This window comes from Sphingobium sp. B12D2B (assembly GCF_025961775.1).
GTDB lineage: Bacteria > Pseudomonadota > Alphaproteobacteria > Sphingomonadales > Sphingomonadaceae > Sphingobium.
Genome location: NZ_JAOQOH010000001.1, coordinates 1842954 through 1857917, shown reverse-complemented (window position 1 = coordinate 1857917; position 14964 = coordinate 1842954). Strand labels below are relative to the sequence as shown.

Annotated in this window: 14 protein-coding genes; 8 read left to right on the top strand and 6 right to left on the bottom strand. The window is 64.2% G+C overall.

The window, feature by feature from the left end:
• Positions 1 to 71 precede the first annotated feature (71 nt).
• Positions 72 to 1520 carry an AMP nucleosidase gene (locus tag M2335_RS08830; protein WP_181559728.1) on the top strand — a complete coding sequence of 483 codons (1449 nt, stop codon included), beginning with the start codon at positions 72 to 74 and terminating at the stop codon, positions 1518 to 1520.
• A 15-nt stretch (positions 1521 to 1535) separates the two neighbouring features.
• On the opposite strand, the gene M2335_RS08825 is transcribed toward M2335_RS08830, so the two are convergent.
• From M2335_RS08825 to M2335_RS08815, 3 genes are all read right to left on the bottom strand, one after another.
• Positions 1536 to 2369 (bottom strand): GGDEF domain-containing protein, encoded by an 834-nt coding sequence (locus tag M2335_RS08825; protein WP_181559729.1) that lies wholly within the window; start codon positions 2367 to 2369, stop codon positions 1536 to 1538.
• Between the two features lie 183 nt (positions 2370 to 2552).
• Positions 2553 to 4442 carry a M2 family metallopeptidase gene (locus M2335_RS08820; protein WP_264594432.1) on the bottom strand — a complete coding sequence of 630 codons (1890 nt, stop codon included), beginning with the start codon at positions 4440 to 4442 and terminating at the stop codon, positions 2553 to 2555.
• A 71-nt stretch (positions 4443 to 4513) separates the two neighbouring features.
• Positions 4514 to 5278, bottom strand: a complete 765-nt coding sequence (locus M2335_RS08815) for an alpha/beta fold hydrolase (RefSeq protein WP_264594431.1) — start codon at positions 5276 to 5278, stop codon at positions 4514 to 4516.
• A gap of 131 nt (positions 5279 to 5409) precedes the next feature.
• On the opposite strand from M2335_RS08815, the gene M2335_RS08810 reads away from it, so the two are divergent.
• The 3 genes from M2335_RS08810 to M2335_RS08800 are packed head-to-tail and all read left to right on the top strand — an operon-like array spanning position 5410 to position 8556.
• Positions 5410 to 5880 (top strand): MarR family winged helix-turn-helix transcriptional regulator, encoded by a 471-nt coding sequence (locus M2335_RS08810; protein WP_264594430.1) that lies wholly within the window; start codon positions 5410 to 5412, stop codon positions 5878 to 5880.
• Positions 5873 to 7000 (top strand): HlyD family secretion protein, encoded by a 1128-nt coding sequence (locus M2335_RS08805; protein ID WP_264585097.1) that lies wholly within the window; start codon positions 5873 to 5875, stop codon positions 6998 to 7000. The genes M2335_RS08810 and M2335_RS08805 overlap by 8 nt, the downstream gene beginning before the upstream one ends.
• A gap of 14 nt (positions 7001 to 7014) precedes the next feature.
• Positions 7015 to 8556, top strand: a complete 1542-nt coding sequence (locus M2335_RS08800) for a DHA2 family efflux MFS transporter permease subunit (protein WP_264572885.1) — start codon at positions 7015 to 7017, stop codon at positions 8554 to 8556.
• On the opposite strand, the gene M2335_RS08795 is transcribed toward M2335_RS08800, so the two are convergent.
• The 3 genes from M2335_RS08795 to M2335_RS08785 all read right to left on the bottom strand — a co-directional run bounded on the left by M2335_RS08795 (position 8546) and on the right by M2335_RS08785 (position 10925).
• Positions 8546 to 9199: a DUF2238 domain-containing protein gene (locus tag M2335_RS08795; RefSeq protein WP_264594429.1), complete on the bottom strand. Its 654-nt coding sequence runs from the start codon at positions 9197 to 9199 to the stop codon at positions 8546 to 8548. The genes M2335_RS08800 and M2335_RS08795 overlap by 11 nt on opposite strands.
• 5 nt (positions 9200 to 9204) lie before the next feature.
• A complete protein-coding gene (locus M2335_RS08790; protein ID WP_264570363.1) occupies positions 9205 to 10230 on the bottom strand; it encodes an aspartate-semialdehyde dehydrogenase in 1026 nt (341 codons plus the stop codon).
• A gap of 113 nt (positions 10231 to 10343) precedes the next feature.
• Positions 10344 to 10925, bottom strand: coding sequence for a hypothetical protein (locus M2335_RS08785; protein WP_264594428.1), 582 nt, complete (start codon positions 10923 to 10925; stop codon positions 10344 to 10346).
• Between the two features lie 125 nt (positions 10926 to 11050).
• On the opposite strand from M2335_RS08785, the gene dapF reads away from it, so the two are divergent.
• Genes dapF through M2335_RS08765 form a run of 4 tightly spaced genes read left to right on the top strand, consistent with a single transcriptional unit; the run spans position 11051 to position 14777 of the window.
• Positions 11051 to 11881 (top strand): diaminopimelate epimerase, encoded by an 831-nt coding sequence (gene dapF / locus M2335_RS08780; protein WP_264594426.1) that lies wholly within the window; start codon positions 11051 to 11053, stop codon positions 11879 to 11881.
• Positions 11878 to 13218, top strand: coding sequence for a tRNA (N(6)-L-threonylcarbamoyladenosine(37)-C(2))-methylthiotransferase MtaB (gene mtaB / locus M2335_RS08775; RefSeq protein ID WP_264594425.1), 1341 nt, complete (start codon positions 11878 to 11880; stop codon positions 13216 to 13218). The genes dapF and mtaB overlap by 4 nt, the downstream gene beginning before the upstream one ends.
• The gene (ftsY, locus tag M2335_RS08770) at positions 13211 to 14143 is read left to right on the top strand and encodes a signal recognition particle-docking protein FtsY (RefSeq protein WP_264572890.1); all 933 of its coding nucleotides are present in this window, start codon (positions 13211 to 13213) and stop codon (positions 14141 to 14143) included. The genes mtaB and ftsY overlap by 8 nt, the downstream gene beginning before the upstream one ends.
• Entirely contained in the window at positions 14133 to 14777 is a 645-nt protein-coding gene (locus tag M2335_RS08765) for an inner membrane-spanning protein YciB (RefSeq protein ID WP_413714723.1), read from the top strand. Before ftsY ends, M2335_RS08765 begins: the two co-directional genes overlap by 11 nt.
• The last annotated feature ends 187 nt before the right edge of the window (positions 14778 to 14964 follow it).

Here is a 14964-nt window from a genome sequence, read left to right as displayed (position 1 = left end):
TGGCACAGGTCGCTGCTGCCCCGCCCCGCGCCCCCTCTTCCGCCTGTCATACAGGCCAGCTATGAAGGGGCATGAACCAAGCTTCCAGCACCCACATCGTCGAAGCGCTGATCGCGGGCTATGAAACAGCGACCGCCAATCTGCGCGAGGCCATTTTCGCTTATGCCAAGGATGGCACCGTGCCTTCCGCCCGCTCGGTGGCGGACCGGGATTTCTGCTATCCCTCGCTGATCATCGATTATCATCAGACCAATGACGGCGTGCCGAGCCGCCGCTCCTTCGCGCGCCTCTCTCGCCCCGGCCATTATGTGACGACGATCACCCGGCCGCAGATGTTCGCGCGCTATCTGACCGAACAGCTCGATCTGCTGATGGCCGATTATGAGGTGGAAGTCAGCGTCGGCCGTAGCGATCAGGCGATCCCGTTCCCCTATGTGCTGGATTCGCTGCCCGCCGGTACACTTGCTGCGATCCCGCCCAGCGAACTGGCGCGCCATTTCCCGTCGACGGAGCTCGCGCAGATCGGCGATGAGGTGGCGGACGGGCTGCTGCTGCCGGGCCCATCAGGCGAGCGACCGCTGGCGCTGTTCGATGCGCTGCGCACGGATTTCAGTCTGGCGCGTCTGCGGCATTATACCGGCACGCCGCCCGAGCACGTCCAGCGCTACATCCTGTTCACCAACTATCACCGCTATGTCGATGAATTCGTGCGTTGGGGCTGCACCGAACTCAAGCGACCCGGTACGCGCTTCACGGCGCTTTCCGGCGCGGGGGGAGTCGAGGTCACCGCCGACACCGCCAATCCGGAAAGCGCGATCGCTGACAGCGCCTGGCGGCGTCACCAGATGCCGGCCTATCATCTGATCGCCCCGGATGGCACGGGCATCACGCTGGTCAACATCGGCGTCGGCCCCGCCAACGCGAAGACCATCTGCGATCATCTCGCCGTGTTGCGGCCCGAGGCATGGCTGATGATCGGCCACTGCGGCGGCCTGCGCCCCAGCCAGCGGATCGGCGACTATGTGCTGGCCCATGCCTATCTACGCGACGACCATGTGCTCGACGAAATGCTACCGCCGGAAATTCCGGTGCCCGCAATTGCCGAGGTGCAGGTGGCCATGGCCGAGGCGTGCGAGCATATTCTGGGCGCCAGCGGCGACATGAAGCGCCGCCTGCGCACCGGCACCATCGTGACGACGGACGACCGCAACTGGGAACTGCGCTATTCCCGCTCAGCCCTGCGCTTCTCCCTATCCCGCGCGGTCGGCGTGGATATGGAGAGCGCGACCATCGCTGCCCAGGGATATCGCTTCCGGGTGCCCTATGGCACGTTGCTGTGCGTCTCCGACAAGCCGATCCATGGCGAGCTCAAGCTGCCGGGCCAGGCCAATCGTTTCTACGAGGAGGCCATTGCCGGGCACCTCGCCATCGGCATCGAGACCTGCGAACGCCTGCGCCAGCAGGGCGACCGCCTGCACAGCCGCAAGCTGCGCGCGTTCAACGAGCCGCCCTTTCGCTGACGGCGCGAAGGGACGTCAGGCCGGGCTCTCCTCCGCCAGCCGGCCGGCAACGCAAAGCCGATCGCGGCCCCCGCGCTTGGCCTCATACAGCGCATCGTCCGCCCGGCGCAGGAAGGTCGTGCGCCCCTCCGCCTCCGCAAGCGTGGCCGCGCCGATGCTGGCGGTGACCGCCAGCGTGTCGCCATTGGGCAAATCGATGCTGTGGTCGCGCAACTGTCGCAGCAGCCGGTGCCCCAGCCGCGCCGCATCTTCCAGGCTGCTGTCCGGCGTGATGACGACGAACTCTTCGCCGCCATAGCGCACCACGATGTCGTTCAGACGCACCTGGCTCTGGATCAACGAACTGACATGCCGCAGCACCTGATCACCGACCAGATGCCCATAGAAATCATTGACGCCTTTGAAATGGTCGAGATCGATCATCAGCGTCGAGAGGGGGAGTCCCGAGCGGCGGGAGCGGCTGATCTCTTCGTCCAGCCGTGTGTCGAGATAGCGTCGGTTGAAAGTGCCGGTGAGCGGATCGCGCACCACATCGCGCTCCAGTATGGCGATGCGCACGAGATCCTGCGTGGTCAGCGCGGAGAGCCGGGCCACGGCGAGCACGAAGAACCCGCCCGCCAGAAGAATCAGACTGCCAAGCAAATCCGTTGGCTCCGACACCGTGGCAAAGCGGGTGCTGCCGTACACGGCATAGGCCATGATGAAGCCGACGACCAACCAGCGAAGGCGATTCCAGCGGCGGTACAAATCGCCACCTTTGAGGGCCTTGAGGATCGAATGGATCGAGGGAAGGGACGATGCGAGCAAGCCAATGCCGGCCGAGACGATTAACAGGAGAAGCCAGACCATATGCCCACCAGACCATCTAACATGCTGTCAAATAGCATGTTTATCTAAGCATTGCGCGCATTCCCTGCTGCGTTAACCATCATTCGCACGTCCACTCGCCTCGCCCGCGCCTAGCGCATCAGCGGACGATCAAGGCTTCGGTGTAGGACGGGGCAGAGCGGCTCGCCCTGCCCCGCTGGCGGCTCACCAGCCGCAGCTCTTTCCCTTGTTCTGCCGGTCAAGCCAGGTCTTCAGCGGCGAGAAATAGGCGGCTAGCGCCTTGCCGCTCATCTCGCGCGAGCCGGTGAAGGCCTGCAGCGCGTCCGGCCACGGGCGGGAGGCGCCCATTTCCAGCATGGCGTTCAGCTTTTCACCAACGGCCTTGTTGCCGTAGAAGGAACAGCGGTGGAGCGGCCCCTTCCAGCCCGATTGCTTGCACGCAGCCTCATAGAATTGGAACTGCAGCAGCCGCGCCAGGAAGTAGCGGGTATAGGGCACGCTCGCCGGAATGTGATATTTCGCCCCGGCGTCGAACGCGTCATCCGGACGGTCCGTCGGCGGAACGATGCCCTGATATTGCAGCCGCATGGCATTCCACGCCTTATTGTAGTCCGCGGGTTGGATGGAGCCGTCGAACACGCCCCAGCGCCAGCGATCGATCAGCAGACCGAAGGGCAGGAAGGCGATCTTGTCCATCGCCTGCCGCAGCAGCAGGCCGATGTCCTTGTCCGTGCCTGGCACCTTGGACGGATCGAGCAGGCCGATGTCGACCAGATATTGCGGCGTAATCGACAGCGCGATGGTGTCGCCAATGGCCTCATGGAAGCCGTCATTGGCGCCGTTCAGATAGAGGAAGCTCTTGTCCTTATAGGCGCGCTGATAATAATTGTGCCCCAGCTCATGGTGGATGGTGACGAAGTCACCGCTGTCCACCTTGGTGCACATCTTGATGCGGATATCGTTCTTGTTGTCGATATCCCAGGCGGAAGCGTGGCAGACCACTTCCCGGTCGAGCGGCTTGATGAATTGGGTGCGCGTCCAGAAGGTTTCCGGTAGCGGATCGAAGCCAAGCGAGGAGAAGAAGCCCTCGCCGAACTTGAACATCTGCGTTTCCCACTTGCCACGCTTGGCGGGGTCCGCCTCGGTCGGGCTGGTTTCCACGTAGCCCTTGGCCTTGAGCAGGGCACCGATGTCATAGCCCAGATCCCCAGCCCCGGCCGGCGCGACCAGCGGGTAGATATTGCCCCACTCCTGCGCCCACATGTTGCCGAGCAGATCGGCGCGGATCGGCCCGGTCTTTGGCTGGACGGCATCGCCATATTTGGCGTTCAGCTTGTCCCGGACATAACAGTGCAGCGAATCGTAGAGCGGTTTCACATCCTGCCAGAGCTTCTCGGTCAGCTTGGCGAAGTCGTCCGGCGGCATATCGTAATTGGAGCGCCACATCGCGCCTGCATCCGCAAAGCCCAGCTCCTTGGCGCCTTCATTGGCGATGGTTACCAGCCGCTCGAACTCGCCGCGCATCGGTTTGCCGACATTGTCGTGCCAGCTCGTCCACATCTCCCGATACTCGTTCGGCGTGTGGTCGAGATTGCCCATCTCCGCTTCGATATCGCTGCCATTGATCGGCTTGCCGTCCAGCGTACCGCGGCCCTTGCCATAATCGGACTGCAGCTTGGTCGCGATGGCATTCAGCTCGGCGGCAGCGCCGGGCGTGGTCGGCGCCGGCAGCACGATGCCTGCCCGCAAGATGTCGAGCTTGCGCTTGGTGTCATAGGAGAGGCCCGGCACCTTCTCGAACTTGGCGGCCTCCAGCGCATAGTGGACCGACATCTCGGTGCCCTTGGCGCCGACGCGGGCGGCAAGCGCATCGGTATCCTCGGTCAGATAGGTCGCGTTGACCCAATAGACCTGATTGGCCTCCAGCGAATAATCGAAGAATTCCTTCTCGGCTTGCGCGACGAGCGCATCGGCCTGCGCCGCCGTGGGGGTTGCCTGCCCCGGAGCCGAATCGGCCTGGGCCAAAGCCGGCGCGCCGCAAACGGCCAATGAGAGCGCTGCCGCTACGGCAAGGCGCGAAACGGGGTTGAGCATGATTGGTGTCCCTGAACCTGTGGCCTGAGCCTGTGGATTGCGGCCAAGCTGGCCTGTCAGGGCTAGGTTCGTCAACCCGCGAGATAATCGGCGATGGCCTGTCCGAATTCCGGCTTGGTGATCGCTGTCATATGCGTGCCGGGGCATGTGCCGCGTTGCGCATTGGGCAGAGCCCCGACCAGCGCATCGGCCGAGCCGTTATCGTCATCATCCTCGCCGCACAGCACCAGGGTCGGCATCGTCACCTTGGCCAGCACCGCGTGATCCATATCGCTCATGCTCATCAGCAGCAGGCGCAAGGCGACCGGATCGATCTTCATGGTCTTCATGAACTGGATCGCCATATAGTCGCGGTCGCCCGGCCGTACCGTCTCGAAATGATCGAGTGCATTGAGGAAGAACTGCCGACGGCGCGCCCACTCCAGCAGGCCTTCCAGCCCCATGCCACCCAGCACCAGTCGCCGTGGTGTCATGCCACGGTCGATCAGTCCCAGGCACAGCCGCGCGCCCATTGAATAGCCGACTAGATCGAACTGCGTGACGCCCAGCGCCCCGATCACCGCTTCCATGTCGAGCAGCATCACGTCCTGCGGATAGGCATCGGCATCCGTCGGCGCATCGCTGCAGCCATGCACGCGCTGATCGATCATGATCGCCTCGAAACCGGCATCAGCGATTTTCTGGGCCGTGCCATATCGCTGCCAGTTGATTTGCGCGCTGGAACTGAGGCCATGCAGCATGATGACCGCCGGCCCATCGCCGAGCCGATGGACGGCGATGCGCGTGCCGTCATGGCCCTGAAGATGCTCGAGGCGGATCGTCGATGTCTCTGTCATCGCCCGATTGTGGCGGAGATCGGGTCCGAAAGGCAAGGCCAATGCGCGGGAGATGAGCGCCCTGTCCCGCCATTGGGTGACAGAGTCTGGACTTGCTTTTAATAAGCCCGCTTACTAAATGCGCCGGCATCATGGACGGCAATCATCTCGCCTTTGCGATCGGCGACCTCGGGCGCCTGTATCGTCGCCGGTTCGACGAGCGCACCCGCAGCCTTGGCATCACCGGGCCGCAGATGCGCGCGCTCGCGCAGATCATGCGCTTTCCCGGCATCAACCAAGGCGCGCTTGCCGAGCGGTTGGATGTCGAGCCGATCACGACCTGCCGGATGGTGGACCGCCTCGAGCAGGCCGACATGGTCGAGCGCCGCCGCGATCCGCAGGACCGCCGCGCCTGGCAGCTGTTCCTGACCGAGGCGGCCAAGCCGCTCGCCGCCGAATTGCAGCAGATCGGCCAGCGGGTGCTCAATGAATCACTCGCCGGCATTTCAGCGGAGGAGCAGGACACCGTGCTTTCCGTGCTCTTCCGCATCCGTGACAATCTGTCCGGTGATAGCCAGCCTGCCACTGACGAGGCCGCAAAGGAGGCGGCAGTCCATGTCTGAAGCCGATCCTGCCCTGCGTCCGACCGCTCAGGCGCCTGCGCCTGCCGAGACCGTGGCCGCACCCGATGAATCAGCCGCAGCGGAGCCGCGCGGCAAGCGTTTGCGCAACCGCCTGCTCATGATTTCGGTACCGTTGATCATTCTGGCGGTGGGCGCGTGGTTCTGGGCGACGAGCGGGCGCACCGTCTCCACCGACAATGCCTATGTGAAGCAGGACATCGTGGCGGTCGGCAGCGATGTCGCCGGGCGGATCATCGAGGTGAAGGTTCGCGAGAACCAGATGGTGAAGGCCGGAGACGTGCTGTTCGTCGTCGACCAGCAGCCCTACAAGGTCGCGCTCCAGCAGGCCAACGCCCAGATCGCCAACGCGCAGGTCGCGGTCGGGCGCCTCCGCACGGATTTTCAGGCAACGAACGTCGACATCACCGGTGCGCGTGAGGATGTCTATTACGCCCAGCAGGATCTCGACCGGCAGCAGGCGCTGATGAAGGACGGGTTCACCACCCGCGCCCGTCTCCAGCAATCCCAGCAGGCGCTCGACAATGCCCGCACGCGGCTGCGCACGGCGGAGGCCGATGCCGCCAAGGCCAAGGCGGCGCTCGCCAACGGCGCGCAGGTGCCGGGCGTCAATCCTGAAATCGCCGCGGCCCAAGCCCAGCGCGATCAGGCCGCCCTTAACCTCGATCGCACCGTGGTCCACGCCCCAGTCTCCGGCCGGATCAGCCAGGCCAGTCGCCTGCAGGTGGGCCAGATGGCCGTGCAGGGTCTGCCGCTGGTCAGCATCGTCGCCAGCGACCGGATCTGGGTGACCGCGAATTTCAAGGAAACCGATCTCGACAGGATGCGCCCGGGCCAGAGCGCGGATATCAAGATCGATGCCTATCCCGGCTCGCATATCCGTGGCCATGTCGATAGCATCGGCGCGGGCACAGGCTCGGAATTCTCCGTGCTCCCGGCCCAGAATGCCAATGGCAACTGGGTGAAAGTGACGCAGCGCGTGCCGGTGCGCATCGCTATCGACGGCCATCCGCAGCGGCCGATGATCGCTGGCCTGAGCGCGAAGGTGACGGTGGACATTCACGCGACCAAAGCTGGCGCCGCAGTCGCCTCCGCCCGCTGACGCAAACCGGCATCATGGCCCCTACGTCGGATCTTCCGCAACTGCAGGTGCGCCACAAGGCGCTGCTGACCATGGCGATCATGTCGGCCATGATCATGCAGGTGCTCGATACGACGATCACCAACGTGGCGCTGCCGCACATGCGCGCTTCGCTCGGTGCCAGTGACGAGACAATCAGCTGGGTACTCACCAGCTACATCCTCGCCGCCGCCATCGCCATTCCCATCACCGGCTGGCTTGCGGACCGGATCGGGACGCGGCGCCTGCTGCTGATTTCCGTCTTCGTCTTCGTGGTGGCCTCCGTGCTCTGCGGCATTGCGCAGAGCCTGACGGAGATGGTGCTGTTCCGCGCGCTGCAGGGTGTTGGCGGCGCCTTTGTCGGCCCGCTGGCGCAAAGCCTGATGCTCGACATCAATCGCCCGTCCCAGCACGCCAAGGCGATGTCCGTCTATGGCATGGGCGTCATGATCGGCCCGATCATGGGTCCGGTAGTCGGCGGGTGGCTCACTGAGTGGATCGACTGGCGCTGGTGCTTCTTCGTCAACGTCCCTTTCGGCATCGTCTGCCTGGTCGGACTTTACGCTCTTCTCCCCGAGAAGCCGCTCCAGCGGCGGAACTTCGACCTGTTCGGTTTCGCGCTGATCGCCTTGGGTCTGGCGAGCCTCCAGCTCATGCTCGATCGCGGGCAACATGCCGACTGGTTCTCCTCGACGGAGATCTGGGTCGAGGCCGCTCTGGCCGTCAGCGGCCTGTGGATGTTCGCAGTCCACACGCTCACCGCCCGCAAACCGCTCTTCGCCCCTGCCCTCTTCGCAGATCGCAATTTCCTGAGCGCCGCTGCGTTCATGTTCATCATCGGGCTGGTGATGTTCGCCGCCATGGCGCTGCTCCCGCCGCTGCTCCAGGGCCTCTATGGCTATTCAGTGGTCGACACCGGCTGGATCCTGGCGACGCGCGGTGCCGGTCTGCTGGTCGCCATGGCCCTTTCCAGCCGCCTCACCAGCCTCATCGATCCGCGCGTGCTGATTGCCGGCGGCTTCTCGGTCACGGCCAGTTCTTTGTGGATGATGACCGGCTGGTCACTGGAGCAGAATTGGGTGCCGTTCGTGGTCACCGGCGTGGTTCAGGGGGCCGGCATCGGCATCGTATTCGTGCCCCTGCAGATGCTCGCCTTCGGCACCCTGCCACCCGGCGCCCGCACCGAGGGCGCCGCCGTGCTCAACCTTACCCGGAACATCGGCTCGTCGATCGGCATCGCAGTGGTTATGGCGCTGCTAGCGCGCAACAGTCAGGTCAGCCATGCCGATCTCACGCAGCATATCTCGTCGGCCAATCTGCCGGTGGACCCGAGCGAGTTGCAGCGCTTCGGCAGCTTCGGCACGACCGTGCTCGCGACAATCGATGGGATCGTGAACCAGCAGGCGACGATGATCGCCTTCCTCGACGATTTCTACGCCATGGCCATCGTCAGCACGCTGATCATCCCGGCCGCCTTCTTCCTGCGCAAGCCCAAACGAGGGCCAGGATCGCCCCCGCCACCGCCGATCAGCGAGTGAGGGGACTCCAACGACCAATCGCAGCGCGTGAGATCAGACACGCGAAGCCGCTGCCGATCTGCGCAAGTGCCATGTCCTTCTGCGGGTCCCACATGTCGCCTTGCTGGCCGTTATAATAATCGGCGGTATCGCCGGCGAGCATCAGCGTCAGTAGCCACTCGAACACTTCGTAGAGCGCACTAGCCAGACCTACCAACGCGAAGGCGAGCAGCCACGCCGTCCCGCGCCGCAACGCGCCATGCCGCTGGCCGATCTCGGCGAACACTGGCGTGAGGAGTAACCCGAACATAAGGTGGATGAACCGGTCATAGCCATTGCGCGCCGATCCCAGGAGAGCCGCTGCGGCATCGCCAGTGACCCCGGCGATCCAACCTCCGTAAGGCACGTAGGAATAGATATAACGTCCGCCAACCGTGTGCAGCAGCAGGAACAGCCAGATCAGTCCCACGCTGCGCACGGTGAGCGGCCAGCGGCGCAGCAGCCAGGGCGCCACAATCACCAGCAACACCGTCGGCGCATGTTGAAGCGGCGCCAGCGCCGGAAAGGGCTGATCGATATTGGCGAGCCCAATGGCAGAGAGCAGCGATCCGAGTAGCCCCCATTGCAATGCGGGCAAGGCTTCGCGCGCTCGAGCCCGGCCCATTACGGTCAGCCCTTCTGCAGGTGCTTGCGGCCGAGCAGTTCGGCGATCTGCACCGCATTCAGCGCTGCGCCCTTGCGCAGATTATCCGAGACGCACCAGAGCGACAGGCCGTTCTCGACGGTCGAATCCTCGCGTACGCGGCTGACGAAGGTTGCATAGTCGCCCACGCACTCGACCGGGGTGACGTATCCGCCGTCCTCATGCTTGTCGACGAGCATCACGCCCGGCGCCTCACGCAGGATCTTCTGCGCTTCCTTCGCGCTGATCTCATCCTCGAACTCGATGTTCACGGCCTCGCTGTGGCCGACGAATACCGGAACGCGCACGCAGGTCGCCGTGACCTTGATCTTGGGATCGAGGATCTTCTTGGTCTCAACGACCATCTTCCACTCTTCCTTGGTGGAGCCATCGTCGAGAAACACGTCAATGTGGGGAATGACGTTGAAGGCGATCTGCTTGGTGAACTTCTTCGGCTCGGCAGAATCGCCGACGAAGATGTTACGGCTCTGCTCGAACAGCTCGTCCATCCCCTCCTTGCCGGCGCCGGAGACGGACTGATAAGTCGCCACCACCACGCGCTTGATCTTGGCGGCATCGTGCAGTGGCTTGAGCGCCACGACGAGCTGGGCTGTCGAGCAATTGGGGTTGGCGATGATGTTCTTGCGCTTGTAGCCCTCGATGGCCTCGGGATTCACCTCCGGCACGATGAGCGGAACATCGGGGTCCATGCGGTAGAGCGAGCTGTTGTCGATCACCACGCAGCCGGCCGCAGCAGCCTTGGGGGCATATTCCTTGGTCGGTCCGGAGCCGGCGGCGAACAGGGCCATATCCCAGCCCGTAAAATCGAAATGCTCGATATTCTTGACCTTGAGCATCTTGCCGGTCTCGCCGAACTCGATCTCGTCGCCCGTCGACCGCGCGCTGGCAACGGCCGCGATCTCGTCGATGGGGAACTCCCGCTCGGCAAGGATGTTGAGCATTTCGCGACCGACGTTGCCGGTGGCGCCTACGACGACGACACGATATCCCACAGGGGCTTCTCCAGCGGTTGAATGAGGGGAACTGCGGGCCGGATACCGCAAAAGAGCCGCAGAGGCAAAAGCGCAATCTTGGTGGCGGGTACTTGTACCCCGCCGGTGAAGCGTCAGGGCTTTTCGGGTGGCGGCGCGCCGGTCAGCGCGCGCATATCCTCGTCTTTCCACGGTGCCGGCAGGCTGCTCTGCGGGCAGTAGCGCGCCTTGTTGGCCCAGCCGCTGTCCGATTGGGCGGCGTAATTTTCCGCATCGGTCACGTCATAGGTCCGGGTGCTGGTGCGCACCTCCTGCCGGTTCGCGATGGCATCGCCTTCGCGGCATGTCTCGGTCACCCGATAGGTGGTGGGTCCGGTTTTCTCGATGGTGCCGAAGGTGCAACTGTAGCGCGCGCCGCTATAGCCATTCCGGCCGATCAGCGTGACCGTGGCTTTAGAGGCTGACTCACACGCCGTTTCATTGGAAACATAATAGCCCAGCCGCAAAGGCAGGCCACCGACGAGCACTTTGCCGGGTTCTGCGCTATTCGCTGCGCTATTGCCGGCGCCGTTCATCGCATTGGCTGCCTTGGCTTGCGATCCGACATCGCCTTCCAGCACGTTGAGGCTGTTCGAGACGTCCTCCGACAGATTTGACCCGGATTGGCCGCAGGCAGAAAGAAGCGCCAGTGCCGCCATCAGGGTCAATCGTCTCATCATGCCTCCTCCATCTCATCAGCTTCGATAGAGAATGGGCGTTGGGGGCCGCAGTGACAACCCCGCGCGGCTGCATTTTTCCGCGAAACATGGACTTCGCCGCCTCGCGCGCCTAAATGCGCCGCATGTCTGCCAACCCCGCCCTTTTCTCTTTCGCCAAGATGCATGGCCTCGGAAATGACTTCGTGGTCATCGATGCCCGCGAGCGACCGGTCGTCATGACCGAGCAGCTGGCGCGGGCCATTGCCGACCGTCGGACCGGGGTGGGATGCGATCAGCTGATCGTCGTCGGCGCCTCCGAGCGCGCCGATGTCTCCATGCGCATCTTCAACCAGGATGGCAGCGAGGTCGATGCGTGCGGCAATGCCACCCGCTGCGTGCCGCTGTTCGTGGGACGGGACGTGACCATCGAGACCAATGCCGGACTGCTGGAGGCCCATCGCCAGGGCGATCTGGTCAGCGTCGACATGGGCGAGGCGCGGACGGATTGGGAGCAGGTGCCGCTGGCTTATGCCATGGACACGCTCACCATGCCGGTGAGCTGGGACGATCTGCCGGCGCCGTCCGCGGTGAGCATTGGCAACCCGCATGTGGTGTTCTTCGTCGATGCGCTGGATGATGTGGACATGGCGCGCCTCGGGCCGCTGATCGAGCATGATCCGCTGTTCCCAGCCCGCGTGAACGTGAATTTCGCGCAGATGCTCGCGCCCGATCATATTCGGTTGGTGGTCTGGGAACGCGGAGCTGGCTTCACCCAGGCCTGCGGGACCGGCGCCTGCGCGACGGCAGTCAGCGCGCTTCGCCGGCGGATCGCGCAAGGGCCGGTGCGGGTTAGCCTGCCGGGCGGCGATCTTCTCATCGATTGGGCGCCCGGCGGCCATATCAGCATGACCGGCCCGGCTGCCCATGTGTTCGACGGCACGCTCGATCCGGCAGAGTTCGCACCCGCCGCATGACCGGCCCCGAGGTCATCACGCTCGGCTGCCGGCTCAACATCGCCGAGAGTGAGGCCATTCGCCAGCAGCTGGGGGGGCGGGATGATCTTGTCGTGGTGAACAGCTGCGCGGTCACCGGCGAGGCCGTTCGCCAGACCCGCCAGGCCATTCGCCGCGCCCACCGCACCCGGCCGGAAGCGCGCATCGTGGTCACGGGCTGCGCGGCGCAGACCGACCCCGGAATGTTCGCTGCTATGCCGGAGGTGACTGCCGTCATCGGCAATGGCGAGAAAGCAGCCTTTGCAGAGCATCTCCGGACCTCTCCGTTCGTATCGAGCGAAGTCGAGATACGGCCAGGCTCGTCCTCTGGTGTCTCGACTTCGCTCGACACGAACGGAGGAGAGATTCCATCGCCCGAGCGGGTCCGTGTCGCCGATATCATGACGCTGGAACATCAGGCGCCGCACATGCTGGCTGCCTTTGCCGAGCGGGTTCGCGCCTTCGTCGTGGTGCAGAATGGCTGCGATCATCGCTGCACCTTCTGCATCATCCCCTTCGGGCGTGGGCCGAGCCGCTCGGTGCCGGCCGGCGCCGTCGTGGATCAGGTTCGCGCGCTGGTCGATGAGGGCGTGCAGGAAATCGTGCTCACCGGCGTCGACGTGACGAGCTATGGCCCGGACCTGCCCGGCACGCCCAGTCTCGGGCTGCTGGTCGAGCGCATCCTGCGCCATGTGCCCGATCTGCCCCGCCTGCGCCTCTCCTCGCTCGACGGCATCGAGATCGACGACCGGCTGTTCGACCTCATCTCCGGCGAACCGCGGCTCATGCCGCATGTCCATCTCTCGCTGCAGGCAGGCGACGACATGATCCTCAAGCGGATGAAGCGTCGGCATAGCCGTGCCCAAGCCGTCGATCTGGTCGAGCGCTTGCACGCGCGGCGCCCGGAGATCGCCATCGGCGCGGACATCATCGCCGGCTTCCCGACCGAGGATGACGCGATGTTCGAGAACAGCTTGGCGCTGGTCCGCGATTGCCGCATCGTTCACGGCCATATTTTCCCTTATTCTCCGCGTGACGCCACCCCGGCAGCGCGGATGCCCCAGCTCGACCGGGCCGTAATCCGTGAGCGCGCCGCGCGGCTTCGGGCCGCCTGTGAAGCGGAACGGACGGTATGGCTTCGCGCCCTCGTCGGCTCCACCCAGAGCGTGCTGATCGAGACCAGCGGCCTCATAGGCCATGGCGAGAGCTTCGCATCGGTCCGCTTTGCTACCCCACAAAAGCCCGGCGAGATTGTCCGCGCCCGCATCACGGGGCTTGAGGGAAACACGCTCATCGCGCATGGAGCCGAGCATGGCTGAACTTTCCTGGCGCGACCGTCTTTTCGGCGGCTTCAAACGCACTTCCGACCGGCTCGGTGAGAGCATTTCCGGCGTCTTTGCCAAGGCCGCTCTGGATGAGCAGACGCTCGATGAACTCGAGGAAGCGCTCTACACCACCGATCTCGGGCCGGCGATGGCCGCGCGCATCCGTGACCGGCTGGCCGAGGGGCGCTTCAACAAGGAACTGACCGAGGAATATCTGCGCGAGATCCTCGCCGAGGAAATCGAGAAGGTGCTGACCCCGGTAGCCAAGCCCATCGAGATCGAGGCTTTCCCGCGCCCGCAGGTCATCCTAGTCATCGGCGTCAACGGCTCGGGCAAGACGACGACCATCGCCAAGCTCGCGCATCTGTTCCAGGAGCAGGACTACAGCGTGATGCTGGCGGCCGGCGACACCTTCCGCGCCGCGGCCATCGGCCAGTTGCGCATCTGGGCCGAGCGGTTGGGCGTGCCCATCGTCACCGGGCCCGAAGGCGGCGATGCGGCAGGCGTGGTGTTCGACGCGGTCAAGCAGGCGACCGCGCAGGGCACGGACATCCTTATCGTCGATACCGCCGGGCGGTTGCAGAACCGCACCGAGTTGATGGACGAGCTGGCCAAGATCCGCCGCGTGCTGGGGCGCCTCAATCCCGCCGCGCCGCACGATGTCGTGCTCGTGCTCGACGCGACGACCGGCCAGAATGCGCTGTCGCAGATCGAGATTTTCCAGAATGTCGCTAACGTCACCGGGCTGGTGATGACCAAGCTGGATGGCACGGCGCGGGGCGGCGTTCTGGTCGCGGCGGCCGAGAAATTCGGCCTGCCCATTCACGCCATCGGCGTAGGCGAGAAGATCGACGATCTGCGCCCCTTCGACCCCGGCGAACTCGCCCACGCCATTGCAGGAGCGGCTTATGCACGCTGACGACAAAGCCCCGCCCCGCGTCGATGCGACCATCGATTCCGCGCCGATCGCGCCCGGCCCCAAGGGCGAAAGCTGGCTGCCGATGGCGCTCGATTTCGGGCCGTTGCTCGTCTTCTTCCTCGCCACCAAGGTCATCGGGATGTTTGCCGGCACCGCCGCCTTCATGGCCGCGATTGCGGTGGCCGTCGTGGTCAGCAAATGGCGGCTGGGCAAAGTGTCGCCGATGCTCTGGCTCTCGGCGATCCTCGTCCTCTTCTTCGGCGCCCTGACGCTGTATTTCCATGATCCGGCCTTCATCCAGCTCAAGCCGACGATCATTTACGGCTTCTTCGCGCTGATGCTGATCGGCGGCTGGATGGGCGGCCGCCCGTTGCTGCGCTACCTGCTGCAGTCGGCCTATAGCGGGCTGGATGAAACGGGCTGGCTCAAGCTCTCGCGCAACTGGGGCTTCTTCTTCGCGGCGCTGGGCGTGGCGAATGAACTGATGCGGATGTCGCTCGATTTCGATACCTGGCTGCTGGTCAAGGTTTGGGGCGTCACCGCTGCCTCGATGCTGTTCGCCATGGCCAATGTCCCCATGCTCATGAAGCACGGTCTGGAGCTGGGCGACAAGCAGAGCGGCCCAACAGCCTAAGACAAGCGCGCGATAAGAATTGGTGTCGGCCGAAGAATTTTAGCAATATTCTTCAAGGCTTAAGAAACGACCTTGCGCGTCGCGCGTTAATTTGTCACGTCAAAGAGAGGGAAGCCCGGAAAGTGACCGCAACGACGTTGGCAATGTCTCCCAAATTTTTGTTCCTTCAACAGTTCATCCGCCATCC